Genomic DNA, 24607 nt, shown 5'->3' with positions numbered 1-24607 from the left:
GATACGGGGAGTAAGCTATGGGATTTGTGGCAAAGGCGAAGGGCTGGGCGAAAAGCCTGAAGCGCGACATCGTGGCGCTGTGGCTTGCTGCCCGCGACGAGCGCGTTCCGCTCCGTGCCAAGCTCGTCGCGGGCGCGGTGGCAGCTTATGCGCTTTCGCCGATCGACCTCATCCCGGACTTCGTCCCAGTGCTCGGCTATCTCGACGACCTGCTGATCGTGCCAGTCGGCATCCTGCTGGCAATCCGGTTGGTTCCCGAAGAACTGATGGCGGAGTTCCGTGTGAAGGCGGCCCACCGGGTGGAGTGCCCCGTCAGTCGTGGCGGTCTCGCCTTCATCCTTGCCATCTGGCTGTTCTGCCTCATCTTGCTCCTTTGGAGCCTCCAAAGGCTGATCTGACCTGCCGGCTCCGCGCATCGAAATCGAGGATAAGCTGGCATGAAACATATCGTCACAACAGTCGCATTGAGCGGATTTCTGTTCGCAATGGCACTCCCGACGCTCCCCCGGAATGCTTCCGCCGCGAGTTTCGATTGCGATCGTCCGGACCTAGCCGCGGACGAAAAGGTCATCTGCGATACACGCGCGCTCAACGATGACGACGTGAAAATGGTGACCACTTTCGAGCTGCTTTCGGGCCTTCTTGCGATGGGATCGAGGGGCGCGATGCAGGACGAACAGGTGGAGTGGCTGAAAAGGCGCCATGCCTGCGGCGGGGATGCGGATTGCATCCGCGCTGCATATCAGGAGCGGTTAAAGCAGTTCGATGAGGTTTATAATAACCTTAACCGGCCGCTTTGAACAAAACCGTTACGGTGGGTTAAGCAGGCCGTCCTCTTCAAGAGCGCGTAATGCCTCCGACAGGGTCAATCCCTCATGGCGCTTCCACCACTGACCCGTATGCCTGTACCAATGCAGGTCAAAGCGATCTGGCCCCATACGATCGAGCCTCGCGAAAGGCGCGTCGAACTCTTCGCCCTTGTTGTGCTGCATGCCCGAGCGATAGCGCTGCACGAACCGGTAGCGGCCGCCCGACCAGCGGCCGGCAATGTCGACGACATAGTTCCATTGCGTCGGCCTGATCTCCGGCAGGAAACGCGGCTTCAAAAAAGTGTCGATAAAGTCTTCACATGCCGCGTCGATCCGCCGCTTTTCGGCGGCTTCGGGCTTTACGGGTCGGTCGGGACTTCGCACCCATATGCCTTTTCTACCCGCCATGATATCTCCCAACCAACAGTGCTCGCGAGTCCAGCGCATGAAACTGCAGCAACATCATATAAGCACTCTCTTCGATCAGCGGTATATCGATCGCGGCAAGGCCTATTTCGAGGAGGGCCTGGTCGAGATCATCTCGTTCCAGGCAGACAAGGTCACCTCGCGCTGCGCCGGAACGAGACTGTACAGGGTCGAGCTCGTCATGAAGGACAGCCAGTTGACCGGCCAATGTACCTGCCCCGCCTTTTCCGACTTCGGCCCCTGCAAGCATATGGCTGCGACCGCATTCGCGGCGACGGTCCATACCCGGGATACCTATCGCCCGAGCGCCGTTTATATCGCGCGCCGGGACAAGTTCGAGGCCCTAAAGCGACAGCTTCGACGCATGACCAAGGCTGAACTGATCGACATCATTGCCCAACATCTCGGTGATGACGAGGAACTGACGAATTCCATTCTCGCTTCCGAAGAGGAACGGGAGTAATCGCCGCCGCGTCTATTCCGGCAAAATCCTCACCGCGCCCTTGTCGGCACTGGCGGCGAAGGCTGCGTAGGCCTTCAGGGCTGTCGTGACGTTGCGCTTGCGGGGCTTTTCCGGCTTCCAGCCGAGCTTGTCCTGCTCAGCGCGACGCTCAGCCAGTTCGGCATCGGAGACCTTCAGGTTGATCGTGCGGTTCGGGATGTCGATCTCGATCGTATCGCCCTGGCGCACCAGGCCGATTGCGCCGCCCTGGGCCGCTTCCGGCGAGGCATGGCCGATCGACAGGCCCGACGTGCCGCCGGAGAAGCGGCCATCGGTGATGAGCGCGCAGGCCTTGCCGAGGCCCTTCGATTTCAGATAGCTGGTCGGATAGAGCATTTCTTGCATGCCCGGCCCGCCTTTCGGACCCTCGTAGCGGATGACGACGACATCGCCGGCCTTGACCTCATTGTTGAGGATGCCCTTCACGGCGGCGTCCTGGCTTTCGAAGACGACGGCGGGGCCGGAAAACTTCAGGATGGATTCGTCAACGCCGGCAGTCTTCACGATGCAGCCGTCGAGCGCGATATTGCCGTAGAGCACGGCAAGACCGCCATCCTTGGAGAATGGGTGGTCGACCGAGCGAATGATGCCCTTCTCGCCGTCGATGTCGAGTTCGTCCCAACGCGACGACTGGCTGAAGGCGACCTGGGTCGGCACGCCGCCGGGCGCCGCCTTGAAGAATTCGCGCACGGTCTCGGAATTGGTCCGGGTGATGTCCCAGCGGTCGATGGCATCGCCAAGCGTCGCCTCGTGCACCGTGTAGCAATCGCGGTTGATCAGGCCGCCGCGATCGAGCTCGCCGAGAATGCGCATGATGCCGCCGGCGCGGTGGACGTCCTCCATGTGCACGTCGCTCTTGGCCGGCGCGACCTTGGAGAGGCACGGGACCCTGCGCGACAGGCGATCGATATCGTCCATGGTGAAATCGACGCCGCCCTCATAGGCCGCCGCCAGGATGTGCAGCACGGTATTGGTGGAGCCGCCCATGGCAATATCGAGCGCCATGGCGTTTTCGAAAGCCTGCTTGGTGGCGATCGAACGCGGCAGGACGCTTTCGTCCTCCTGCTCGTAATAGCGGCGGGCGAGATCGACGATCAGGTGGCCGGCCTCGACAAACAGCCGCCTGCGGTCGGCATGGGTGGCGAGCGTCGACCCGTTGCCGGGCAGCGACAGGCCGAGCGCTTCCGTCAGACAGTTCATCGAATTGGCGGTAAACATGCCCGAGCACGAGCCGCAGGTCGGACAAGCGGAGCGCTCGATGACCTTGACGTCCTCGTCGGAAACCTGATCGTCGGCGGCCGCGACCATGGCGTCAACCAGGTCGAGTGCAACCTTCTTTCCGTGCAGGACGACCTTGCCGGCCTCCATCGGGCCACCGGAGACGAAGACGGCCGGAATGTTGAGCCGCATCGCCGCATTCAGCATGCCGGGAGTGATCTTGTCGCAATTGGAGATGCAGACCATGGCATCGGCGCAATGGGCATTGACCATATACTCGACGCTATCGGCGATGATCTCGCGCGAGGGCAGCGAATAGAGCATGCCGTCATGGCCCATGGCAATGCCGTCGTCGACCGCGATCGTGTTGAACTCCTTGGCGACGCCGCCGGCCGCTTCGATCTCGCGGGCGACAAGCTGGCCGAGATCCTTCAGATGCACGTGGCCGGGCACGAACTGCGTAAACGAATTGACGACGGCGATGATCGGCTTTCCGAAATCACCGTCCTTCATGCCGGTGGCACGCCACAGCCCGCGTGCGCCGGCCATGTTGCGGCCATGGGTCGTGGTTCTGGAGCGATAAGCAGGCATGGTGTCGTCCTCGATGTCCTTCGGGCCTGCAACAGTCTACCGCTTTCTCGGAGGCCGCGCAAAAAGCCCTTGTTTTGCGGCCTTCCTACCGCAAACGGCAGAGGGTGTCACTATCACGACAGGTCAAAGCGGTACGGTTGAACAGCTATCGCTCACGCAACTCGTCCGGATGAACACCAAAATGGTCAAGGATGATCTGCAGGTTCCGCCGGTGAGATTTGAAGAACAGGTCGAAGACGTCGCCTGCCAACGGGACGCTGCCGAGAACGGAGTCGACGGCGATATTGCCAAGCATCGGCACCAGCTTTGCCGACGGCAGACCGAGCCGGCGGGCTTCATTGACGATGTAAAGGCCGACCAGAGCACCGCCCGCATCGCCTATGACCGGAATCAGGCCGAAAACCGAATCTGCGCCGAACCGGATGCCGGTGCCCGGAATTCGCACCGCCGTATCCATCAGCCGCGCGATCGCCGCAAGACGGCGCAGGCGCCGCAACGCCTCAACCTTCTCGATCGGATCTGCAAAACGTTTATCCATCCATTCATTCCATATTCCTGCCGCATCCCCACGCCTGCGGCAGGGTTAAGCATTCCAGCCACGAAGAAATGTGTAGAGGGAAGTAGAGTTCCCCCTGCCGATTTATTCCATCAAGAGGACACACGATTTTTCACGCAAACGTGGCTTGCGGTAATCTTTGCGCCGCTGTGAAACCTTTTCGATCGGCATTACGTATAAAGAGGAGAGGCACATCTTGCCTCAGAGGAGATTTCGCCATGGCCGCCTATCGTCCGCTGCATATTCCCACGTCCGAAATCACACCGCGGGAGATCTATATGTCGCGCCGCAGCTTCCTGGGGACGGCGGCCGCGGGACTGATGCTCGCCGGCTCCGGCAACGCACTGGCAGCGCCGCTCACGGCCTCGCCCAGCGCCTTCAAGGTGGACGAGCCTCTGACGCCGAAGGAGGCGGTGACCACCTACAACAATTTCTACGAATTCGGCGTCAACAAGGAAGATCCGTCGCAAAATGCCGGAGCCTTCAAGCCGACACCGTGGTCAGTCAAGGTCGAGGGCATGGTCGGCAAGCCGAAAGAGTTCGGCCTTGACGAACTCATGAAGATGCAGCTTGAGGAGCGTACCTACCGGCTGCGCTGCGTCGAAGGCTGGTCCATGGTGATACCGTGGATCGGCTTTCCGCTCTCGGCCCTTTTGGATCAGGTCGAGCCGCTCGGCAGCGCCAAATACGTGGCCTTCGAAACGGTCGTGCGACCGGAGGAAATGCCGGGGCAAAGCGGCTTTTTCCAGCCGCTTTCCTGGCCCTATATCGAAGGGCTTCGCCTCGACGAGGCCCGGCATCCGCTGACCATTCTTGCCGTCGGTCTCTACGGGGAAACGCTGCCGAACCAGAACGGCGCACCGATCCGTCTCGTCGTTCCGTGGAAGTACGGCTTCAAGAGCATCAAGTCGATCGTGAAGATCTCGCTCGTAGAAAAACAGCCCGAAACCACGTGGAAGAATGCCAATGCCCGCGAATACGGCTTCTATTCCAACGTCAATCCCGCGGTCGATCACCCGCGCTGGAGCCAGGCGACGGAACAGCGGATCGGCGAAGGCGGCTTCTTCGGTGCGGCCAGGCGCCCCACATTGCCCTTCAACGGCTACGCGGACCAGGTGGCCAGCCTCTATTCCGGCATGGACCTGAAGGCGAATTATTGACCATGGTCGGTATTCCCACCCTGCCCCGCCGCTACCATTCAGCCAGCATCTGGGCGCTCTATGGGATCGGCCTGTGCCCGGCTGTCTGGTATTTCTATCTGGCCGCGACCGGCGGGCTCGGGTTCAACCCGGTCAAGGAGTTCGAGCATCTTCTCGGCATCTGGGCGCTTCGCTTCATCATCGCGACGCTTGCCATTACCCCGTTGCGCGATCTGCTGGGCGTCAACTGGATCCGCTATCGCCGAGCGCTTGGGCTTCTCGCCTTCTATTACGTGCTGATGCACTTTACGGTCTATGCGCTGCTCGACCTCAGACTCGATCTCGGCGCGGTCGGAGGCGACATCGCCAAGCGGCCCTATATCACGATCGGCTTTGCCTGCCTGCTGCTGCTCATCCCCCTCGCGGTCACCTCCAACAACTGGTCGATCCGCAAGCTGCAGCAGGGATGGAACAGGCTCCACAAGCTCATCTATCTGATCGCCGCCGGCGGCGCATTCCACTATGTCCTTGCGGTCAAATCGGTCACCTTCGTACCGTTCATCCATGTGGCATTGATTGCGCTGCTCATTGCCTATCGCCCGCTACGCCGGCCGATCCTCAGCTGGAAACGCGGCAAACCTAAAATGGCGCAAGCAACACGCTGAAATCGGGCAAGATATGGAAAGACCGGGCACAAGGCCCGGTCTTCGTTGGACCGCGGGAAATCGGTCCTTCTGCGCCCTTGGGGAGGAAGCGCAGGTAGCTTGAGCGGCCGAAGCCGCACAGGAAACGACGTCAGCAGACCGCATTCCCTGAAAATCGTCGTTGATCCAAATCAAACAGTCCGGACCTTGCCGGGAGGCAAACGCAAAAAAGCCGGGCTCTTCCACCCGGCTTTCCGATCCGACGGCGCGGATGATCTTCAAGCGGCTTCGGCAGCTTCCGCTTCGGCGGCAACGCGAGCCTTGTCGGCTGCGCCCTTCGCGTCGACATCACGCTCGACGAACTCGATGACCGCCATGGCGGCGTTGTCACCCTGGCGGAAGCCAGCCTTCATGATACGCAGGTAGCCGCCATTGCGGTTGGCGTAACGCGAAGCGATCGAGTCGAACAGCTTGCGAACGGCATCCTGGTCCTGGATCTGCGAGATCGCCTGGCGACGAGCATGCAGGTCACCGCGCTTGCCGAGGGTGACGAGCTTCTCGACGATCGGACGGATTTCCTTCGCCTTCGGGAGCGTGGTTACGATCTGCTCATGGGTGATGAGCGAAGCAGCCATATTGGCAAACATTGCCTTGCGATGGCTTGCGGTGCGGTTGAGCTTGCGGCCGGCTTTTCCGTGGCGCATGTCTGGTCTCCTTCACTTGCAGGCATTCGCCTGCAGTCTGATTAGTTAGTATTGGTCTTCGTAGCGCTTGGCGAGGTCTTCGATATTTTCCGGCGGCCAGGCGGGAACTTCCATACCCAGATGGAGGCCCATGGATGCCAGAACTTCCTTGATCTCGTTCAGCGACTTGCGACCGAAATTCGGAGTGCGCAGCATTTCCGCCTCGGTCTTCTGGATAAGGTCGCCGATATAGACGATGTTGTCGTTCTTCAGGCAGTTGGCCGAACGGACGGAAAGTTCCAGTTCGTCCACCTTCTTGAGGAGCGCCGGGTTGAACGCCAGTTCGGTGACCGATTCCTCTTCGGTTTCCTTCTGCGGCTCGTCGAAGTTGACGAAAACGCCGAGCTGATCCTGAAGGATACGCGCTGCGAATGCGACCGCATCCTCGCCGGAAATGGAACCGTCGGTCTCGATCGTCATCGTCAGCTTGTCGTAATCGAGAACCTGTCCTTCACGGGTGTTCTCCACCTTGTAGGACACTTTCTTGACCGGCGAATACAGGCTGTCGACCGGAATCAGGCCGATCGGCGCGTCTTCTGCACGGTTACGCTCGGCAGGCACATAGCCCTTGCCGTTGTTGACCGTGAATTCCATGCGGATCTCCGCACCCTCATCGAGCGTGCAGATCACGTGGTCGGGGTTCAGGATCTCGATGTCGCCAACCGTCTGGATGTCGCCAGCGGTGACCGAACCCGGACCCTGCTTGCGCACGACCATGCGCTTGGCATCGTCGCCATCCATCTTGATGGCGATTTCCTTGATGTTGAGCACGATATCCGTCACATCTTCCCGAACACCGGGGATGGAGGAGAACTCGTGCAGCACGCCGTCGATCTGCACGGCGGTGACGGCTGCACCCCGCAAAGACGACAGAAGCACGCGGCGAAGCGCGTTGCCGAGCGTCAGGCCAAAGCCGCGCTCAAGCGGTTCGGCAACCAGGGTTGCCTTGGTACGGCCGGAAGAGGTGAATTCCACCTTGTTCGGCTTGATCAGTTCCTGCCAGTTCTTCTGGATCATGTTCAAATACCTTCCGTTCGTTACCACCATCCAATCGTGGTAACCGAGCATGAGGAGCGCCGAGCGGATCATCCATTCCCATCGGGGACTGATGGCCATCGGCGATACGGGTAAAGCCGCCGAACCCCCATGGGAGGATCAGGCGGCCATGCCCGAGTTCACGACAGAGGCCGCCTTGCGGCAGCCTCCTGAATTCCGACGATCAGACGCGGCGCTTCTTGCGCGGGCGGCAACCATTGTGCGGGATCGGGGTCACGTCGCGGATCGAGGTGATCATGAAGCCGGCAGCCTGCAGCGCGCGCAGAGCCGATTCACGGCCGGAACCCGGACCGCAAACTTCGACTTCCAGCGACTTCATGCCGTGCTCCTGCGCCTTCTTGGCGCAGTCTTCAGCAGCGATCTGAGCGGCGAACGGGGTCGACTTGCGCGAACCCTTGAAACCCTTCGCACCGGCCGACGACCAGGCAATCGCATTGCCCTGCGCGTCGGTGATGGTGATCATCGTGTTATTGAAGGTAGAATTGACGTGGGCAACGCCCGACGTAATATTCTTGCGCTCGCGACGGCGAACGCGGGTGGCTTCCTTGGCCATATTGTCCCTTTCGTTGATCTCTGCACCGCCGTAATTCCAGCGGCTCCACCTTGGAGTGGGCGACCCCAGCAGCGAGCAGAGCTACCCCTACTCAACCGCCATCACCCACCCAAAATTACTTCTTCTTACCGGCGATCGCCTTGGCCGGACCCTTGCGGGTGCGGGCATTGGTATGCGTGCGCTGACCGCGGACCGGCAGGCCGCGACGATGACGCAGACCGCGGTAGCAGCCGAGGTCCATCAGGCGCTTGATGTTCATCGCGGTTTCGCGACGAAGATCACCCTCGACCTGATAGTCACGGTCGATGGTTTCGCGGATCTGAAGGATCTCGGAGTCCGTCAGCTGATGGACGCGCTTGTCAGCCGGGAGACCGACCTTGTCCATGATCTCCTGAGCGAATTTCGAGCCGATCCCGTGAATGTAGGTCAGCGCGATGACAACGCGCTTCGCAGTCGGGATGTTGACGCCAGCGATACGTGCCACGCCTATTCTCCTTGGTTCCAGTTGCCATCCGGCAAGTGGTACTTTCTTCCATGAAAGCGGCTCACCAGCCGCCAGTTCAAACGTCATCCGGAACAGGTCAAAACGACCGGTCCCGGATGTCCTTTCGGGAAATCCGCGCCGATCGCTTAAAGCTGTCGCGAGTTGGCGCGGTGTTTAGCGGAATCGGCGCTGAAATGCAACCGCTCCGCCCAAGATTCTTTAACAGATCGATGACGGTCTGCTTTTGCGCATGTCTTTGTCCCAAAACCGGTTCCCGCTTTTGGGAGACATGCGCTAGAGCGCCGCCAGGATTTCTTCGATATCGGCAGTGACCTTGTCCATCTCTGCCATTCCGTCCACCACCTTGAGCTTGCCCTTGGCGTAGTAATAGCCGATCAGCGGCGAGGTTTCCTTGTAGTAGACCTCGAGGCGCTTGGTCATGGTCTCGGCATTGTCGTCCGGACGGCGCTTGAAATGCGTCGATCCGCACTTGTCACAGACGCCTTCCTTGGCCGGCTTCTTGTCCGTGTCGTGATAGACCGTCCCGCACTGGGCACAGGAATAGCGGCCCGAGACACGCCGGATGAGTTCCTGGTCGTCGACACGAAGTTCAACGACGACCGAGAGATCCAGCCCCTTGGCCGCCAGCATCTGCTCGGTCGCATCCGCCTGAACCAGGGTGCGCGGAAAACCGTCAAGGATAAATCCGTTCGCGGCATCCGGCTGGTCGATACGCTCGGAAACGATCGCGTTGACGATTTCGTCGGAGACGAGGTTGCCGGCATCCATGACGGCCTTGGCGCGCTTGCCGACTTCCGTCTGGGCGGCCACCGCCGCGCGCAACATGTCTCCGGTGGAGAGCTGCGGTATGCCGTGCTTCTCCACGATCCGCTGGGCCTGGGTCCCCTTGCCCGCACCCGGCGGCCCCAAAAGAATCAATCTCATCGTCCCCTCTTTCCTCCGCGCAATTTCGACTTCTTGATCAGGCCCTCATACTGCTGTGCGATGAGGTGTCCCTGAATCTGTGCAACCGTATCGAGGGTTACACTGACAACGATCAAAAGCGAAGTACCACCAAGGGCTAATGGAACGCCTGTACGAGCCACCAGGAATTCCGGCAGGATGCAGACGAAAACCAGGTAAATCGCGCCGATGACCGTGATGCGGGTCAGCACATAATCGATGTATTCGGCAGTCCGCTCACCCGGACGGATGCCCGGGATGAAGCCGCCATGCTTCTTCAGATTGTCGGCGGTGTCCTTCGGATTGAAGACGATCGCCGTGTAGAAGAAGGCGAAGAACGCGATCAGCAGGCCGTAAAACAGCATGAACAGCGGCTGGCCATGGCCGAGCGACGAGATGATCATGGTCGCCCAGTTCGGAAGCTCGCTCGTGCCGGCAAAGCCTGCGGCCGTCGCCGGCAGAAGCAGGAGCGACGAGGCAAAGATCGCAGGAATGACGCCGGAGGTGTTGAGCTTCAGCGGCAGGTGCGACGTATCGCCCTGGAACATGCGGTTGCCGACCTGACGCTTCGGATACTGGATCAGCAGCCGACGCTGTGCCCGCTCGACGAAGACGATCAGGGTAATGACTGCGATCGCCACGACGATGACGGTCAGGATCAGCGCCGTCGGAAGCGCACCGGTGCGGCCAAGTTCGAGCGTGCCGGCGAGCGCGGTCGGCAGACCGGCGGCGATGCCCGAGAAGATGATCAGCGAAATGCCGTTGCCGATGCCGCGCGACGTGATCTGCTCACCGAGCCACATCAGGAACATGGTGCCGCCAAGCAGCGTCACGACGGTGGACAGGCGGAAGAACCAGCCTGGCTCGGTCACGATCCCCTGCCCGCTTTCAAGACCGGCGGCAATGCCATAGGCCTGCAGCGCGCCGAGGATCACGGTGCCGTAGCGGGTGTACTGGTTGATGATCTTGCGGCCCTGCTCGCCTTCCTTCTTCAAGGCTTCCAGCGAAGGCACGACCGAGGTCATGAGCTGCACGATGATCGATGCGGAGATATAGGGCATGATGCCGAGCGCGAAGATCGCCATGCGCTCCACGGCGCCGCCCGAAAACATGTTAAAGAGGCCGAGGATGCCGCCAGATTGGCCGCGGAAGGCCTGCGCATAGGCTTCGGGGTTGAGGCCCGGAAGCGGAATATGGGTGCCGAGGCGATAAACGAGCAATGCTGCGAGGGTGAACCACAGCCGCTTCTTGAGGTCCTCCGCCTTGGCGAAGGTGGAAAAATTCAGATTGGAGGCAAGTTGTTCCGCTGCAGAAGCCATGCAATTCTCCGCCTGACCAATTCTCCGGCGGCGGGAAGAGTGCCGGACCCGGAAAGCAGTCTCTCAAATTCTGGTTCAAAAAACCGGGCGCGGAGATTGCGGGCGCAATCAGATGCCTCACCCTGTTTTCCGTGTGATCCCGGCCCAGCGACCGGCAGATCGCATCGGGATCGTGAGGCTCACATATGGAGATAAAATCGCCCGGTGTGAAGCTCAAACCGGGCGATTCTCAAACGATTTATTCCGCGGCAGCTTCGACTGCGGCGAGCAGCTTCACAGAACCGCCAGCCTTCTCGATCTTCTCGACGGCAGCCTTGGAAGCACCGGCGACTTCGATCGAAACCTTGGCCTTCAGTTCACCGTCCGCGAGGATGCGAACGCCATCCTTCGGGCGGCGGATGACGCCGGCAGCCTTGAGCGCTGCGGCATCGATCGTTGCCTTGGGATCAAGCTTCTTGGCATCGATCGCGGTCTGGATACGACCGAGCGAAACGGTGACGTATTCGGAAGCGAAGATGTTGGTGAAGCCGCGCTTCGGCAGGCGACGATAGATCGGCATCTGGCCGCCTTCGAAGCCCTTGATCGCAACGCCGGAACGGGCCTTCTGACCCTTCACGCCGCGGCCGCCGGTCTTGCCCTTGCCGGAGCCGATGCCGCGACCAACGCGGATACGCTCCTTGGAGGCGCCTTCGTTGTCCTTGATCTCATTCAGTTTCATGGTCAATTCCTCCGTCTCACTTCTCGTCGACAATGCGGACGAGATGCTGGACAGCCCGGATCATGCCACGAACGGAAGGCGTATCTTCCAGGGTGCGGGTCCGGTGCATCTTGTTGAGGCCGAGCCCGATCAGCGTCTTGCGCTGGACTTCCGGGCGGCGGATAGGCGAACCGATCTGCTCGATCGTGATCGTCTTGTTGGCGGCTTCTGCCTTCTTGGCCATAATCCGCTCTCCTTATTCTTCCGAGGTGACACCGGAAGAAGCACGGCGGGCCTGAAGCGTTGCATACTTGATGCCGCGCTGGGCTGCGATGTCCTTCGGGTGAACCTGGTGCTTCAGGGCGTCGAACGTGGCGCGAACCATGTTGTACGGGTTCGACGAACCGGTCGACTTGGCGACGACGTCATGAACGCCGAGGGTCTCGAAAACGGCGCGCATCGGACCGCCGGCGATGATACCGGTACCGGCCTTGGCCGCACGCAGCAGAACTTTGCCGGCGCCGTGACGACCATTGACGTCATGATGCAGCGTACGGCCGTCACGCAGCGGTACGAAGATGAGATCACGCTTCGCGCTTTCGGTCGCCTTGCGGATGGCTTCCGGCACTTCGCGCGCCTTGCCATGGCCGAAGCCGACGCGGCCCTTCTGGTCGCCGACGACGACGAGAGCTGCAAAACCGAAACGACGGCCGCCCTTGACGACCTTGGCGACGCGGTTGATCGCGACCAGCTTGTCGACGAATTCGCTATCGCGCTCTTCACGGCTCTGGCGATCGTCGCGCGAGCCTCTTCTTTCCTGTGCCATTGTCCTTTTCCTTTTTCTTTTCCGGGTGCAATCGGCAGATTACAATTTACGTCCACGCAATTCGGGACGGAAAGCCGCCTGGCGCCTTTCCTGGAATTGCCCTGGATCCGGAAGGATATTCCGGAGGTTGCGGCAAACCGCATTTCGCCCGCCCCCCCTTGTTCCGGGAGACCGGGCGAAAACTCTTAGAAGCTCAGACCGCCTTCGCGGGCAGCATCGGCAAGCGCCTTGATGCGACCGTGATAAATGAAGGCGCCGCGATCGAACACGACTTCCTTCACGCCGGCCTCGGAGGCGCGCGCGGCCACCAGCTTGCCGACAGCGGCGGCCGCCGCAACGTCAGCGCCGGTCTTCAAAGACGAGCGCAAACCCGCATCGAGCGTGGACGCGGCAGCAAGCGTGCGGCCGGCCACATCATCGATGACCTGAGCGTAGATGTTCTTCGACGAGCGATGAACCGACAGGCGCGGACGGCCGTTGGCGACCGCCTTGAGCTGGCGGCGCACGCGGCTCGCGCGCTTTGCAAGTGCTTCTTTCCTGCTAGCCATATCGCGTGATCCTTACTTCTTCTTGCCTTCCTTGCGGACGATCCGTTCCTCAGCGTACTTGACGCCTTTGCCCTTGTAGGGCTCCGGACCGCGGTATTCGCGGATTTCCGCGGCAACCTGACCGACCTGCTGCTTATTGATGCCCGAGACGACGATTTCCGTCGGCTTCGGCACGGCAATGGTAATGCCCTGCGGCGGCTCGTAGACAACGTCGTGGGAAAAGCCGAGCGCGAGCTGCAGGTTCTTGCCCTGCATCGACGCACGGTAACCAACGCCGTTGATTTCGAGCTTGCGCTCGTAGCCGTCCTTAACACCCTTGAAGATGTTCTCGATCATCGTGCGGGACATGCCCCACTTCGAACGAGCATCCTTGGTTTCGTTGACCGGGGTCACTGAAACCGCATTGTCTTCGAGCTTCAGCTTGATCTCGTCGTTCGCGACAAAGAACAGCTCGCCCTTCGGGCCCTTCGCAGTCACCTTCTGGCCATCAACAGAGGCCGTAACACCTGCAGGAACCTGAACGGGCTTTTTACCGATACGAGACATTTTTCAATCCTGTCTGTTCGTTATGGAGTTCCCCTGCTTAGGCCTTAGAAGACCGAGCAGAGAACCTCGCCACCAACGTTCTGTTCGCGAGCCTGGTGATCGGCCATCACGCCCTTCGGGGTCGAAAGGATGGTGATGCCGAGGCCGTTCGCGACCTGCGGAATGGACTTTACCGAGACATAGACCCGGCGGCCCGGCTTAGATACGCGGCCGATCTCACGGATCACCGACGCGCCTTCGTAATACTTCAGCTCGATTTCAAGCTCGGACTTGCCGTTGCCGTAATCGATTTCCGAATAACCGCGGATGTAACCTTCGGCCTGCAGGACGTCCAAAACGCGGGCGCGCAGCTTGGAAGCAGGCGTCGTCACGGTCGACTTGCGGCGGGAAGCGCCGTTGCGGATACGGGTGAGCATATCGCCCAAGGGATCAGTCATGGTCATCTAACGATCTCCTTACCAGCTCGACTTGACGATGCCCGGCACCTTGCCGAGGTTACCCAGCTCACGAAGCGCGATACGCGACATCTTGAGCTTGCGATAGAAAGCGCGCGGGCGACCGGTGACTTCGCAACGGTTGCGGATACGCGTCTTCGAGCCATCGCGCGGCAGTTCCGCCAGCTTCAGAGTGGCCTTGAACCGCTCTTCGATCGGCAGTTCCTGGTTCATGATGGTCGCCTTCAGGACAGCGCGCTTGGCGGCGTGCTGGGCAACGGTCTTGCGGCGGCGCTTGTTCTTTTCAACTGCGCTGGTTTTCGCCATATCGGAGTTCCTTTTTAACGCTCGTCGTTACGGTTACTGACGGAACGGGAAGTTGAACTCTTTCAGAAGAGCCCGCGCTTCGTCGTCGTTGGTCGCCGTCGTGCAAACGATGATGTCCATGCCCCACATCTGATCAACCTTGTCGTAGTTGATCTCCGGGAACACAATGTGTTCCTTGAGGCCCATGGCGAAGTTGCCACGGCCGTCAAAGCTCTTCGGGTTCAGGCCGCGGAAGTCGCGAACGCGCGGCAGCGCGATGTTGATCAGGCGGTCCATGAATTCGTACATGCGGGCGCCGCGCAGGGTGACCTTCGCGCCGATCGGCATGTTCTCGCGCACCTTGAAGCCTGCGATCGAATTGCGTGCCTTGGTGATGACCGGCTTCTGGCCGGCGATCGCCGCCAGGTCGGCAGCAGCCACCGTGGGCTTCTTCGAATCAGCGGTCGCCTCGCCCACACCCATGTTGATGACGATCTTGTCCAGCCTGGGGATCATCATGTCGTTCTTGTAGGAGAACTGTTCCTTCATCGCGGCACGGATGCGGGAAACGTATTCCTTCTTGAGCCGCGGCTCGTACTTTGCCTCAGCCATCGATCACATCTCCCGTACGCTTGGCCACACGCACCTTCTTGCCGTCGACGACCTGGAAACCGACGCGGGTCGGCTTGCCGTCCTTGGCGACGATCGCAATGTTCGACAGGTGAATGGATGCTTCCTTGTTGATGATGCCGGCTTCCTGCGTCTGGGTCTGGCGCTGGTGGCGCTTCACCATGTTGACGCCACGCACAACGGCACGATCTTCCTTCGGCAGGACCTGGACAACTTCGCCCGTGCGACCCTTGTCCTTGCCGGTCAATACGACGACGTTGTCGCCCTTCTTAATCTTCTGCATGTGTCCCGCTCCCTCTTACAGAACTTCCGGAGCCAGCGAGATGATCTTCATATGGTTCTTGGCGCGAAGTTCGCGCGGAACCGGTCCGAAGATACGGGTGCCGATCGGCTCTTTCTTGTTGTCGATAAGGACCGCTGCGTTGTTGTCGAAGCGGATGACGCTGCCGTCCGGACGACGGATATCCTTGGCGGTACGCACAACAACCGCCTTCATCACATCACCCTTCTTGACGCGGCCGCGCGGGATCGCTTCCTTGATCGAAACGACGATGATGTCGCCGATCGAAGCGTACTTGCGCTTGGAGCCGCCCAGCACCTTGATGCACATGACACGACGTGCGCCGGAATTATCCGCCACGTCGAGGTTTGTTTGCATCTGAATCATGTCAGGTCGCCTTTTTCTAATGACCGAACCAAAGGACGCAAAGACGCCCTGTTTCGGCTTATGGACAGAATTTCGATGTGCGCGGGATGGGTCTTGCCAAGGTGGTTTCCCTGAAAGGGACCTTCCCTGCGCTCAAAGCAAAAGAACGCCCGTTGCCGAGCGTCCTGCGCCAATGCGCTGCTTCATACAGATATTTCAGCCAGACGCAAGGGCCTGGCTGCATTCTCTGCAAATTAAGCCTGGGCGGAAACGACCGTCCAGCGCTTGTCCTTGGAGATCGGCGCGCATTCCTCGATGGAAACCACGTCGCCAACCTTGTACTGGTTGTTCTCGTCATGCGCTTTGTACTTCTTGGAACGGCGGACCGTCTTTTGAAGCAACGGATGCGCGAATCGGCGCTCTACCCGGACAACAACGGTCTTCTCGTTCTTGTCGGAAACGACTACGCCCTGCAGAATGCGTTTCGGCATATTGTTCTTCCTTAAGCCTTGGCTTCTGCCGCCTTCTGGCGGGCAATGGTTTTCACGCGGGCGATATCCTTGCGGACTTCGTTGATGCGCGAGGACTTTTCGAGCTGACCGGTCGCCTTCTGGAAGCGCAGGTTGAACTGCTCCTTCTTGAGGTCGGCAAGCTTGTCCTTGAGCTGGTCGGCCGTGAGGCCGCGTACGTCTTCGGCTTTCATCGTGCCTTCTCCTTACTCTGCGATGCGCTGTACGAAGCGCGTCTTGACCGAGAGCTTGGCGGCGCCGAGGCGAAGCGCTTCACGCGCCGTGTCTTCCGGAACACCATCGATCTCGAACATGATACGGCCGGGCTTGACCTTGCAGGCCCAGTATTCGACCGAACCCTTGCCCTTACCCATACGCACTTCGGTCGGCTTGGCTGTGACCGGAACATCCGGGAACACGCGGATCCAGACGCGGCCGGCGCGCTTCATGTGACGGGTGATCGCGCGGCGGGCCGCTTCGATCTCGCGGGCATTGACGCGGTTGGGCTCCTGTGACTTCAGGCCGAATTCGCCGAAGGCCAGATCGAAGCCGCCCTTGGCCACACCCTTGATGCGCCCCTTGAACTGCTTGCGGTACTTGGTACGCTTTGGCTGCAACATTTTCTTACTTCTCCGAGCTTATCTTTCGCCAGCGCTTATCAAGCGTTTTCGCGTTCGCGGCGACGATCGCCACGATCGCGGTCACGGCTTGCCGGACCCTGCGCATCGCCTTCCAGCGCGCGACGTTCGGAAGCCATCGGGTCGTGCTCAAGGATTTCACCCTTGAAGATCCAGACCTTGATGCCGCAAATACCGAATGCGGTTTCGGCTTCAGCCGTACCGTAATCGATGTCGGCGCGCAGCGTGTGCAGCGGAACGCGACCTTCGCGATACCATTCGGTACGGGCGATTTCCGCACCACCGAGACGGCCGGCGCAGGTGATCTTGATGCCTTCGGCGCCGAGACGCATGGCCGACTGAACGGCACGCTTCATCGCACGGCGGAAAGCCACGCGGCGCTCGAGCTGCTGGGCGATCGACTGAGCGACCAGCGTCGAGTCGATTTCCGGCTTGCGCACTTCGACGATGTTGAGGTGCGTTTCCGAGTTGGTCATCGTGGAAAGCTTCTTGCGGAGCTTCTCGATGTCTGCACCCTTCTTGCCGATGATCAGGCCCGGACGAGCCGAGTGGATCGTGACGCGGCACTTCTTGTGCGGACGCTCGATGACAACCTTTGCGATGCCGGCCTGCTTCAGCTCCTGCATCAGGTAGGCGCGGATCTTCAGGTCCTCGTGGAGGAGCTGGCCGTATTCGGCGTTATCGGCGAACCAGCGGCTGTCCCAGGTACGGTTGATGCCGAGGCGGAAACCGATCGGATTGATTTTCTGGCCCATTATGCGGCCTCCCCTTTTTCCTCGACTTCGCGAACGACGATCGTCAGATGCGCAAACGGCTTCTCGATCCGCGAGGCGCGACCGCGGCCACGGGCGTGGAAGCGCTTCATCACGATCGACTTGCCGACATAGGCTTCGGAGACGATCAGCGAGTCGACGTCGAGGTCATGGTTGTTTTCGGCATTGGCGATCGCAGACTCGAGCGTCTTCTTCACCGTGCCGGCAATACGCTTGCGCGAGAACTCAAGCTCGGCGAGCGCGCGATCGACCTTCTTGCCGCGGATCATGGCGGCAACGAGGTTCAGCTTCTGGGGGCTGACACGGAGCGTGCGCGCAACTGCCTGCGCCTCGTTATCCTTCAGCCGGCGTTCGGTCTTAGCCTTCGCCATGATTACTTCCTCTTCGCCTTCTTGTCCGCGCCGTGACCATAATAGGTCCGGGTGGGAGCGAATTCACCGAACTTGTGTCCGACCATGTCTTCGTTGACGCTGACCGGGATGTGCTTCGAGCCATTGTAGACGCCAAAGGTCAAACCAACGAACTGCGGCAGGATGGTGGAACGACGGCTCCACATCTTGATCACTTCACTGCGTCCGCCTTCACGTACCTTCTCAGCCTTCTTGAGAAGATAGCCGTCAACAAACGGACCTTTCCAAACTGAACGAGCCATTGAACGACTTCCTCTCTTACTTCTTCACGTGGCGCGAGCGCATGATGAACTTGTCTGTCGACTTGTTCGAACGGGTGCGCTTGCCCTTCGTCGGCTTGCCCCACGGGGTCACCGGATGGCGACCACCCGAGGTACGGCCTTCACCACCGCCGTGCGGGTGGTCGACCGGGTTCATGACGACGCCGCGGTTATGCGGACGCTTGCCCCGCCAGACGGTACGACCGGCCTTGCCGTCATTGATGTTGCCGTGATCGGGGTTCGATACAGCACCGATCGATGCAAGGCAAGAGCCGTGCACCAGGCGCTGCTCGCCGGAGTTGAGGCGCAGGATCGCCATGCCCTGGTCGCGGCCGACGAGCTGAACATAGGTGCCTGCAGAGCGGGCGATCTGACCACCCTTACCCGGCTTCATCTCGACGTTGTGAACGATGGAGCCGACCGGGATGTACTGCAGGGGCATGGTATTGCCCGGCTTGACATCGACCGCCTTGTTGGAAGCGATCACCTTGTCGCCGGCAGCCAGACGCTGCGGAGCGAGAATGTAGGCCTGCTCGCCGTCCGTATAGGTCACGAGCGCGATGAATGCCGTGCGGTTCGGGTCGTATTCCAAACGCTCGACCGTGCCCTCGACGTCGAACTTACGACGCTTGAAGTCGATCAGGCGATAGGTCCGCTTGTGACCGCCGCCGATAAAGCGAGCGGTGATGCGACCGTTGTTGTTGCGACCGCCGCTCTTGGAGAGACCTTCCGTCAGCGTCTTGACCGGCTTGCCCTTCCAGAGGCCCGAGCGGTCGACGATGACCAGCTGGCGCTGGCTCGGGGTCGTCGGATTGTAGCTTTTCAATGCCATTGTCTTATACCTCAGAGACCGGTGGAGACGTCGATCGTCTGACCTTCGGCCAGGGTGACGACAGCCTTCTTGACGTCCTTCTGCTTGCCGATGAAGCCGCGGAACCGCTTCACCTTGCCCTTGCGGACAAGCGTGTTGACGGCCGTGACCTTCACGCCGAACAGCGCCTCGACGGCAGCCTTGATCTCCGGCTTGGAAGCAGTCTTGGCAACGTTGAAGACGACCTGGTTCTGCTCGGATGCCAGCGTCGACTTTTCGGTGATCGCAGGAGAAACGATCACATCATAGTGGCGAAGATCGGTCACTTGAAACGCTCCTCTAGAGCTTCCACAGCAGCCTTGGAAAGCACGAGCTTGCCGCGGCGCAGGATGTCGTAAACATTGATGCCCTGAACCGGCAGAACATCGACATTCGGGATGTTCTGGGCAGCGAGCTTGAAGTTGCTGTCGAGTTGGGCACCGCCGATGAACAGTGCATTGGTCAGGCCGAGCGTCTCGAAGGAGCCGGCAAGAGCCTTGGTCTTGGCTTCAGCGGCGACCAGGTTGTCGACGATGATCAGATCTTCAGCCTTCATCTTGGCAGAGAGAGCGTGACGCAGAGCCAGCGCACGGACCTTCTTCGGAAGATCATGTTCGTGGCTGCGGACGACCGGACCATGGGCCTTGCCGCCACCGCGGAACTGCGGAGCGCGAGCGGAATGGTGACGAGCGCGGCCCGTACCCTTCTGCTTGTACATCTTCGAACCGGTGCGGGCGATTTCCGAACGGCCCTTCGACTTGTGAGTGCCCTGCTGCTTCTTGGCGAGCTGCCAACGAATCATGCGGGCCAGAATGTCTTCGCGAGGATCGAGTCCGAAAATCTCATCCGACAGGGAGACCTTGCCGGCGTCTCTTCCCTCGAGGGTCTTGACGTTATATTCCATTGTAGCTGGCTCCCTTACTTCGCGGCCGACTTGACGGCGTCGCGAACGACGATCCACGAGCCCTTGGAGCCGGGAACGGCACCCTTGACGAGGATCAGGCCACGGTTTTCGTCGGTGGAGACGATTTCGAGGTTCTGGGTGGTGACGCGCGTCTGGCCCATGTGACCAGCCATGCGCTTGCCCTTCCAGACCTTGCCCGGATCCTGGTTATTGCCGGTCGAACCATGCGAGCGGTGCGAAACGGACACACCGTGCGTGGCGCGCAGACCGCCGAAATTGTGGCGCTTCATGGCACCGGCAAAACCCTTACCGATCGAGGTGCCGGTGACGTCCACCAGCTGGCCGGCCTGGAAATGGGCGGCCGTCAGCTCGGTGCCGACATCAATCATGTTGTCTTCGGAAACGCGAAACTCGACGAGCTTCGCCTTCGGCTCGACATTGGCGACGGCAAAGTTGCCGCGCATCGCCTTGGACGTGTTCTTCACCTTGGCCGTGCCGGCGCCCAGCTGAACAGCCGTATAGCCATTCTTCTCGACGGTGCGCTGCGCGACGACCTGGCAGTTGTCCAGCCGCAATACGGTTACCGGGATATGCTCGCCGGCGTCGTTATAGACGCGGGTCATTCCCACCTTCTGTGCAATTACACCCGAACGCATCGGTTCAATCCTTCTCACTCAGTCTGAAACCCTGGCCGAAACCAAGGTCTCAGAGCTTGATCTCAACATCGACACCGGCGGCGAGGTCGAGCTTCATCAGCGCGTCCACCGTCTGCGGCGTCGGGTCAACGATATCGAGAAGGCGCTTGTGGGTGCGCATCTCGAACTGCTCGCGGCTCTTCTTGTCGATGTGGGGGGACCGGTTAACCGTAAACTTCTCGATGCGGGTCGGAAGCGGAACGGGGCCCCGGACGCTAGCACCGGTGCGCTTCGCCGTCGACACGATCTCGCGCGTGGAAGCATCGAGAATCCGGTGATCGAACGCCTTCAGGCGAATGCGGATATTTTGGCCGTTCATTCGACGTTATCCTTGTTGTCTGTTATCCACGTGCCCAAACGAAACGGCACGGGTTGTTCTTCTTCCTAAGGCGGACCACCGGTTTCAAAGATCGAAGGGGACGCCGCAACCGGCATCCCTTTCCAGTCTCCAGGCCCTTAAGGCCCACCTTATGTGTTTGATTTCTGCCTCTAGGCGAAGCAGGAGCAAATCGCGCTGGCGCGCCATTTGCTACATTTTTATGTCATAAGCAAGCGGCTATCCGCCGCTTGCTTAAAAAGATCACTCGACGATGGATGCGACGATGCCGGCGCCGACGGTGCGGCCGCCTTCGCGGATGGCGAAGCGCAGCTTCTCTTCCATCGCGATCGGCACGATCAGCTCGACGTCGACCGTCACGTTGTCGCCCGGCATCACCATTTCCGTGCCTTCCGGCAGCGTCACGATGCCCGTCACGTCCGTCGTGCGGAAGTAGAACTGCGGACGGTAGTTGGTGAAGAACGGCGTATGACGGCCACCCTCTTCCTTCGTCAGGATGTAGGCTTCCGCCTTGAACTTCTTGTGCGGCTTCACAGAACCCGGCTTGCACAGAATCTGGCCGCGCTCGACGCCGTTGCGGTCGACACCACGCAGCAGCGCGCCGATGTTGTCGCCGGCCTGGCCCTGGTCGAGCAGCTTGCGGAACATTTCAACGCCCGTGCAGGTCGTCTTCGTCGTCGGACGGATGCCGACGATCTCGACTTCCTCGCCGACCTTGATGATGCCACGCTCGACGCGGCCCGTCACAACCGTACCGCGGCCCGAGATCGAGAACACGTCTTCGATCGGCATCAGGAACGGCTGGTCGATCGGGCGCTCCGGCGTCGGAATGTAGGCGTCAACCGCAGCCATCAGCTCGCGGATCGCGTCTTCGCCGATCTTCTTGTCGCTGTCTTCAAGCGCAGCAAGCGCCGAACCCTTGATGATCGGGATGTCGTCGCCCGGGAAGTCGTAGGACGACAGAAGTTCACGAACTTCCAGCTCGACCAGCTCGAGAAGCTCGGCGTCGTCAACCTGGTCGACCTTGTTCAGGAACACGACGATCGCCGGAACGCCGACCTGGCGGGCGAGCAGGATGTGTTCGCGCGTCTGCGGCATCGGGCCGTCGGCAGCCGAAACAACCAGGATCGCGCCGTCCATCTGCGCAGCACCCGTGATCATGTTCTTAACATAGTCGGCGTGGCCGGGGCAGTCGACATGCGCATAGTGCCGGGCAGGCGTCTCGTATTCAACGTGCGCCGTCGAGATCGTGATCCCGCGGGCCTTCTCTTCCGGCGCGGCGTCGATCTGGTCATAAGCCTTGAACTCGCCGAAATACTTCGTAATCGCTGCCGTCAACGACGTCTTACCATGGTCAACGTGACCAATCGTGCCAATGTTGACGTGCGGCTTATTCCGCTCAAACTTGCTCTTTGCCATTTCCGGCTCTCCGTTCTTGTCCCCTTCCGGGGATAAAAATCTCTACTGTTTCAGCCTGTTATTCCGGTCACTTCTGACCGGAATACTTTGCCTGGATTTCGTTTGCGACATTGGTCGGGACCGGCGCGTAATGGTCGAAGACCATCGAATACTGAGCGCGGCCCTGCGACATGGAACGCAGGTTGTCGACATACTTGAACATGTTCGCCAGCGGCACGTGGGCGTTGATCACGACAGCGATGCCGCGCGATTCCTGGCCCTGGATCTGGCCACGGCGGGAGTTCAGGTCGCCGATCACGTCGCCGACGTAATCTTCCGGCGTCACGACTTCGACCTTCATCATCGGCTCGAGAAGCTGGGCACCAGCCTTCTTGGCTGCTTCACGGAAGCAGGCGCGGGAAGCGATTTCGAAGGCCAGAACCGACGAGTCGACATCGTGGAAGGCGCCGTCGATGAGGGTCGCCTTGACGCCCAGCATCGGGAAGCCGGCAAGCGGACCGGAAGACAGCACGCTTTCGATGCCCTTCTGGACGCCCGGGATGTATTCCTTCGGGACCGCACCGCCGACGATCTTCGACTCGAACTTGAAATCGTCGCCGTCCGGGTTCGGTTCGAAGACGATCTTGACGCGCGCGAACTGGCCGGTACCGCCGGACTGCTTCTTGTGCGTGTAATCTTCTTCGTGCTTCTTCGTGATCGTTTCACGATAGGCGACCTGCGGAGCACCGACGGTGGCTTCAACCTTGAACTCGCGACGCATGCGGTCGACGAGAATATCGAGGTGAAGCTCGCCCATGCCGGCAATGATGGTCTGGCCGGACTCTTCATCAGTCTTGACGCGGAAGGACGGGTCTTCGGCAGCGAGGCGGTTGAGCGCAAGGCCCATCTTTTCCTGGTCGCCCTTGGACTTCGGCTCGATGGCGATCTGGATGACCGGCTCGGGGAATTCCATGCGCTCGAGGATGACCGGCTTCAGCGGATCGCAGAGCGTATCACCCGTCGTGGTTTCCTTGAGGCCGGCGAGAGCGACGATGTCGCCCGCAAAGGCTTCTTCGATGTCTTCACGGGAGTTCGAGTGCATCTGCAGCATGCGGCCGACACGCTCGCGCTTTTCCTTGACCGTGTTCATCAGCGAGGCGCCCTTTTCGAGCTTGCCCGAGTAGATACGGCAGAAGGTGAGCGAACCGACGAAGGGGTCGTTCATGATCTTGAAAGCGAGCATCGAAAGCGGCTCGTTGTCATCGGCATGCCGGTCGATCTCGGCTTCGGTCTTGACGTCGATGCCCTTGATCGCCGGGATGTCGGCCGGGGACGGCAGATATTCGACAACGGCGTCGAGCAGCGGCTGAACGCCCTTGTTCTTGAAGGCGGAGCCGCAGAACATCGGGAAGAACTTGACGTCGATCGTGCCGCGGCGGATCAGCGCACGGATCTTGTCGTTGTCCGGCATTTCGCCTTCGAGATAGGCTTCCATCGCCTCTTCGTCGATCTCGACGACAGTCTCGATCAGTTTTTCGCGGAACTCTTCAGCCTTGGCTTTCAGGTCGTCCGGGATCTCGACGACGTCCCACTGGGCGCCGAGGGATTCGTCGCGCCAGACGAGAGCGTTCATCTCGATCAGGTCGACGACGCCCTTGAACTCGGTTTCAGCGCCGATCGGCAGCTGGCAGACGACGGCGGTGGCGCCGAGGCGGGTCTTGATCATCTCGACCGAGCGGTAGAAGTCCGCACCGGTCTTGTCCATCTTGTTGCAGAAGATCATCCGCGGGACGTTGTACTTGTCCGCCTGACGCCAGACAGTTTCGGTCTGCGGCTCCACGCCGGCATTGGCGTCGAGAAGAGCGACCGCACCGTCGAGCACACGCAGCGAACGCTCGACTTCGATGGTGAAGTCGACGTGGCCGGGGGTGTCGATGATGTTGAAGCGGCGCATCTTGCCGTCACGGCCCTTCCAGAAGGTCGTGGTGGCGGCAGAGGTGATCGTGATGCCACGCTCCTGCTCCTGCTCCATCCAGTCCATCGTGGCCGCGCCGTCGTGAACTTCACCGATCTTGTGCGACTTGCCGGTGTAATAGAGGATACGCTCGGTGGTCGTGGTCTTGCCGGCGTCGATATGCGCCATGATACCGAAATTTCGGTAGTCTTCGATTTTATACTCGCGAGCCATAGGACTGCC

37 protein-coding genes are annotated in these 24607 nt (G+C 60.3%); 5 read left to right on the top strand and 32 right to left on the bottom strand.

Features of this window, described 5'->3' with window-relative positions; genetic code table 11:
• Positions 1-17 precede the first annotated feature (17 nt).
• Complete coding sequence (locus tag QEO92_RS07405; RefSeq protein ID WP_037151171.1) at positions 18-398, top strand: YkvA family protein; 381 nt, start codon at positions 18-20, stop codon at positions 396-398.
• A gap of 39 nt (positions 399-437) precedes the next feature.
• Positions 438-800: a lysozyme inhibitor LprI family protein gene (locus QEO92_RS07400; RefSeq protein WP_407721001.1), complete on the top strand. Its 363-nt coding sequence runs from the start codon at positions 438-440 to the stop codon at positions 798-800.
• A gap of 9 nt (positions 801-809) precedes the next feature.
• Here QEO92_RS07400 and QEO92_RS07395 read toward each other — a convergent pair whose 3' ends face one another.
• Complete coding sequence (locus tag QEO92_RS07395) at positions 810-1217, bottom strand: DUF3024 domain-containing protein (RefSeq protein WP_227702601.1); 408 nt, start codon at positions 1215-1217, stop codon at positions 810-812.
• A 37-nt stretch (positions 1218-1254) separates the two neighbouring features.
• On the opposite strand from QEO92_RS07395, the gene QEO92_RS07390 reads away from it, so the two are divergent.
• On the top strand, positions 1255-1698 hold the full coding sequence (locus QEO92_RS07390; protein ID WP_052182851.1) for an SWIM zinc finger family protein: 444 nt from the start codon (positions 1255-1257) through the stop codon (positions 1696-1698).
• Between the two features lie 12 nt (positions 1699-1710).
• On the opposite strand, the gene ilvD is transcribed toward QEO92_RS07390, so the two are convergent.
• Positions 1711-3546 (bottom strand): dihydroxy-acid dehydratase, encoded by a 1836-nt coding sequence (ilvD, locus tag QEO92_RS07385; RefSeq protein ID WP_227702600.1) that lies wholly within the window; start codon positions 3544-3546, stop codon positions 1711-1713.
• 145 nt (positions 3547-3691) lie between these two features.
• Entirely contained in the window at positions 3692-4084 is a 393-nt protein-coding gene (locus tag QEO92_RS07380) for a DUF4112 domain-containing protein (protein ID WP_037151164.1), read from the bottom strand.
• Positions 4085-4320: 236 nt separating this feature from the next.
• Between QEO92_RS07380 and msrP the strand changes: the two genes are divergently transcribed.
• Together msrP and msrQ are read left to right on the top strand one after the other, a co-directional pair.
• Complete coding sequence (gene msrP / locus QEO92_RS07375; protein WP_037151162.1) at positions 4321-5262, top strand: protein-methionine-sulfoxide reductase catalytic subunit MsrP; 942 nt, start codon at positions 4321-4323, stop codon at positions 5260-5262.
• A gap of 2 nt (positions 5263-5264) precedes the next feature.
• The gene (gene msrQ, locus QEO92_RS07370) at positions 5265-5906 is read left to right on the top strand and encodes a protein-methionine-sulfoxide reductase heme-binding subunit MsrQ (RefSeq protein ID WP_227702599.1); all 642 of its coding nucleotides are present in this window, start codon (positions 5265-5267) and stop codon (positions 5904-5906) included.
• Between the two features lie 257 nt (positions 5907-6163).
• On the opposite strand, the gene rplQ is transcribed toward msrQ, so the two are convergent.
• The 29 genes from rplQ to fusA form a co-directional block, all read right to left on the bottom strand.
• Positions 6164-6589 (bottom strand): 50S ribosomal protein L17, encoded by a 426-nt coding sequence (gene rplQ / locus QEO92_RS07365; RefSeq protein WP_037151152.1) that lies wholly within the window; start codon positions 6587-6589, stop codon positions 6164-6166.
• Between the two features lie 45 nt (positions 6590-6634).
• Entirely contained in the window at positions 6635-7645 is a 1011-nt protein-coding gene (locus QEO92_RS07360) for a DNA-directed RNA polymerase subunit alpha (RefSeq protein ID WP_037151252.1), read from the bottom strand.
• A 202-nt stretch (positions 7646-7847) separates the two neighbouring features.
• The gene (rpsK, locus tag QEO92_RS07355; protein WP_007766864.1) at positions 7848-8237 is read right to left on the bottom strand and encodes a 30S ribosomal protein S11; all 390 of its coding nucleotides are present in this window, start codon (positions 8235-8237) and stop codon (positions 7848-7850) included.
• A gap of 115 nt (positions 8238-8352) precedes the next feature.
• Entirely contained in the window at positions 8353-8721 is a 369-nt protein-coding gene (gene rpsM, locus QEO92_RS07350; protein ID WP_037151149.1) for a 30S ribosomal protein S13, read from the bottom strand.
• Positions 8722-9015: 294 nt separating this feature from the next.
• Positions 9016-9666 carry an adenylate kinase gene (locus QEO92_RS07345; protein ID WP_037151146.1) on the bottom strand — a complete coding sequence of 217 codons (651 nt, stop codon included), beginning with the start codon at positions 9664-9666 and terminating at the stop codon, positions 9016-9018.
• On the bottom strand, positions 9663-11003 hold the full coding sequence (gene secY / locus QEO92_RS07340; protein ID WP_037151143.1) for a preprotein translocase subunit SecY: 1341 nt from the start codon (positions 11001-11003) through the stop codon (positions 9663-9665). Before secY ends, QEO92_RS07345 begins: the two co-directional genes overlap by 4 nt.
• Positions 11004-11241: 238 nt before the next feature.
• Positions 11242-11721 carry a 50S ribosomal protein L15 gene (rplO, locus tag QEO92_RS07335; protein ID WP_037151140.1) on the bottom strand — a complete coding sequence of 160 codons (480 nt, stop codon included), beginning with the start codon at positions 11719-11721 and terminating at the stop codon, positions 11242-11244.
• A gap of 16 nt (positions 11722-11737) precedes the next feature.
• Positions 11738-11944, bottom strand: coding sequence for a 50S ribosomal protein L30 (gene rpmD, locus QEO92_RS07330; RefSeq protein ID WP_037151137.1), 207 nt, complete (start codon positions 11942-11944; stop codon positions 11738-11740).
• A 12-nt stretch (positions 11945-11956) separates the two neighbouring features.
• Positions 11957-12526: a 30S ribosomal protein S5 gene (gene rpsE / locus QEO92_RS07325; RefSeq protein ID WP_037151134.1), complete on the bottom strand. Its 570-nt coding sequence runs from the start codon at positions 12524-12526 to the stop codon at positions 11957-11959.
• Positions 12527-12711: 185 nt separating this feature from the next.
• Positions 12712-13074 carry a 50S ribosomal protein L18 gene (gene rplR / locus QEO92_RS07320; RefSeq protein ID WP_037151131.1) on the bottom strand — a complete coding sequence of 121 codons (363 nt, stop codon included), beginning with the start codon at positions 13072-13074 and terminating at the stop codon, positions 12712-12714.
• A 12-nt stretch (positions 13075-13086) separates the two neighbouring features.
• Positions 13087-13620, bottom strand: a complete 534-nt coding sequence (rplF, locus tag QEO92_RS07315; RefSeq protein WP_037151128.1) for a 50S ribosomal protein L6 — start codon at positions 13618-13620, stop codon at positions 13087-13089.
• A 44-nt stretch (positions 13621-13664) separates the two neighbouring features.
• Complete coding sequence (rpsH, locus tag QEO92_RS07310; protein ID WP_037151125.1) at positions 13665-14063, bottom strand: 30S ribosomal protein S8; 399 nt, start codon at positions 14061-14063, stop codon at positions 13665-13667.
• 12 nt (positions 14064-14075) lie between these two features.
• Positions 14076-14381: a 30S ribosomal protein S14 gene (rpsN, locus tag QEO92_RS07305; protein ID WP_037151122.1), complete on the bottom strand. Its 306-nt coding sequence runs from the start codon at positions 14379-14381 to the stop codon at positions 14076-14078.
• A gap of 33 nt (positions 14382-14414) precedes the next feature.
• Positions 14415-14972 (bottom strand): 50S ribosomal protein L5, encoded by a 558-nt coding sequence (gene rplE / locus QEO92_RS07300; RefSeq protein ID WP_037151110.1) that lies wholly within the window; start codon positions 14970-14972, stop codon positions 14415-14417.
• Positions 14965-15273 (bottom strand): 50S ribosomal protein L24, encoded by a 309-nt coding sequence (gene rplX / locus QEO92_RS07295; RefSeq protein WP_037151108.1) that lies wholly within the window; start codon positions 15271-15273, stop codon positions 14965-14967. Before rplX ends, rplE begins: the two co-directional genes overlap by 8 nt.
• Positions 15274-15288: 15 nt before the next feature.
• Positions 15289-15657: a 50S ribosomal protein L14 gene (gene rplN, locus QEO92_RS07290; protein WP_007770138.1), complete on the bottom strand. Its 369-nt coding sequence runs from the start codon at positions 15655-15657 to the stop codon at positions 15289-15291.
• A gap of 233 nt (positions 15658-15890) precedes the next feature.
• Positions 15891-16127, bottom strand: a complete 237-nt coding sequence (gene rpsQ / locus QEO92_RS07285; RefSeq protein WP_003495195.1) for a 30S ribosomal protein S17 — start codon at positions 16125-16127, stop codon at positions 15891-15893.
• Between the two features lie 11 nt (positions 16128-16138).
• Complete coding sequence (rpmC, locus tag QEO92_RS07280) at positions 16139-16339, bottom strand: 50S ribosomal protein L29 (protein ID WP_037151107.1); 201 nt, start codon at positions 16337-16339, stop codon at positions 16139-16141.
• Between the two features lie 12 nt (positions 16340-16351).
• Complete coding sequence (gene rplP, locus QEO92_RS07275) at positions 16352-16765, bottom strand: 50S ribosomal protein L16 (RefSeq protein ID WP_037151105.1); 414 nt, start codon at positions 16763-16765, stop codon at positions 16352-16354.
• A 38-nt stretch (positions 16766-16803) separates the two neighbouring features.
• Positions 16804-17538: a 30S ribosomal protein S3 gene (gene rpsC / locus QEO92_RS07270; protein ID WP_037151102.1), complete on the bottom strand. Its 735-nt coding sequence runs from the start codon at positions 17536-17538 to the stop codon at positions 16804-16806.
• Complete coding sequence (gene rplV / locus QEO92_RS07265; protein ID WP_037151099.1) at positions 17538-17927, bottom strand: 50S ribosomal protein L22; 390 nt, start codon at positions 17925-17927, stop codon at positions 17538-17540. Before rplV ends, rpsC begins: the two co-directional genes overlap by 1 nt.
• Before the next feature lie 2 nt (positions 17928-17929).
• Complete coding sequence (gene rpsS / locus QEO92_RS07260; RefSeq protein ID WP_029620128.1) at positions 17930-18208, bottom strand: 30S ribosomal protein S19; 279 nt, start codon at positions 18206-18208, stop codon at positions 17930-17932.
• A 16-nt stretch (positions 18209-18224) separates the two neighbouring features.
• A complete protein-coding gene (rplB, locus tag QEO92_RS07255; RefSeq protein WP_037151096.1) occupies positions 18225-19058 on the bottom strand; it encodes a 50S ribosomal protein L2 in 834 nt (277 codons plus the stop codon).
• A gap of 11 nt (positions 19059-19069) precedes the next feature.
• Complete coding sequence (locus tag QEO92_RS07250) at positions 19070-19363, bottom strand: 50S ribosomal protein L23 (RefSeq protein WP_037151093.1); 294 nt, start codon at positions 19361-19363, stop codon at positions 19070-19072.
• A complete protein-coding gene (rplD, locus tag QEO92_RS07245; protein ID WP_227702598.1) occupies positions 19360-19980 on the bottom strand; it encodes a 50S ribosomal protein L4 in 621 nt (206 codons plus the stop codon). Before rplD ends, QEO92_RS07250 begins: the two co-directional genes overlap by 4 nt.
• 14 nt (positions 19981-19994) lie before the next feature.
• Entirely contained in the window at positions 19995-20636 is a 642-nt protein-coding gene (rplC, locus tag QEO92_RS07240; RefSeq protein ID WP_037151085.1) for a 50S ribosomal protein L3, read from the bottom strand.
• 49 nt (positions 20637-20685) lie between these two features.
• Positions 20686-20994: a 30S ribosomal protein S10 gene (gene rpsJ / locus QEO92_RS07235; protein WP_003547547.1), complete on the bottom strand. Its 309-nt coding sequence runs from the start codon at positions 20992-20994 to the stop codon at positions 20686-20688.
• 261 nt (positions 20995-21255) lie between these two features.
• Positions 21256-22431 (bottom strand): elongation factor Tu, encoded by a 1176-nt coding sequence (gene tuf / locus QEO92_RS07230; protein WP_037154426.1) that lies wholly within the window; start codon positions 22429-22431, stop codon positions 21256-21258.
• 67 nt (positions 22432-22498) lie between these two features.
• Positions 22499-24598 carry an elongation factor G gene (gene fusA, locus QEO92_RS07225; RefSeq protein ID WP_037151035.1) on the bottom strand — a complete coding sequence of 700 codons (2100 nt, stop codon included), beginning with the start codon at positions 24596-24598 and terminating at the stop codon, positions 22499-22501.
• Between the last annotated feature and the right edge of the window lie 9 nt (positions 24599-24607).

The sequence above is a fragment of the Neorhizobium petrolearium genome (genome assembly GCF_029854435.1).
Classification (GTDB): domain Bacteria; phylum Pseudomonadota; class Alphaproteobacteria; order Rhizobiales; family Rhizobiaceae; genus Neorhizobium; species Neorhizobium petrolearium.
Note: the sequence above shows the minus strand (reverse complement) of the source record. Positions and strands in the feature narration are given on the sequence as shown.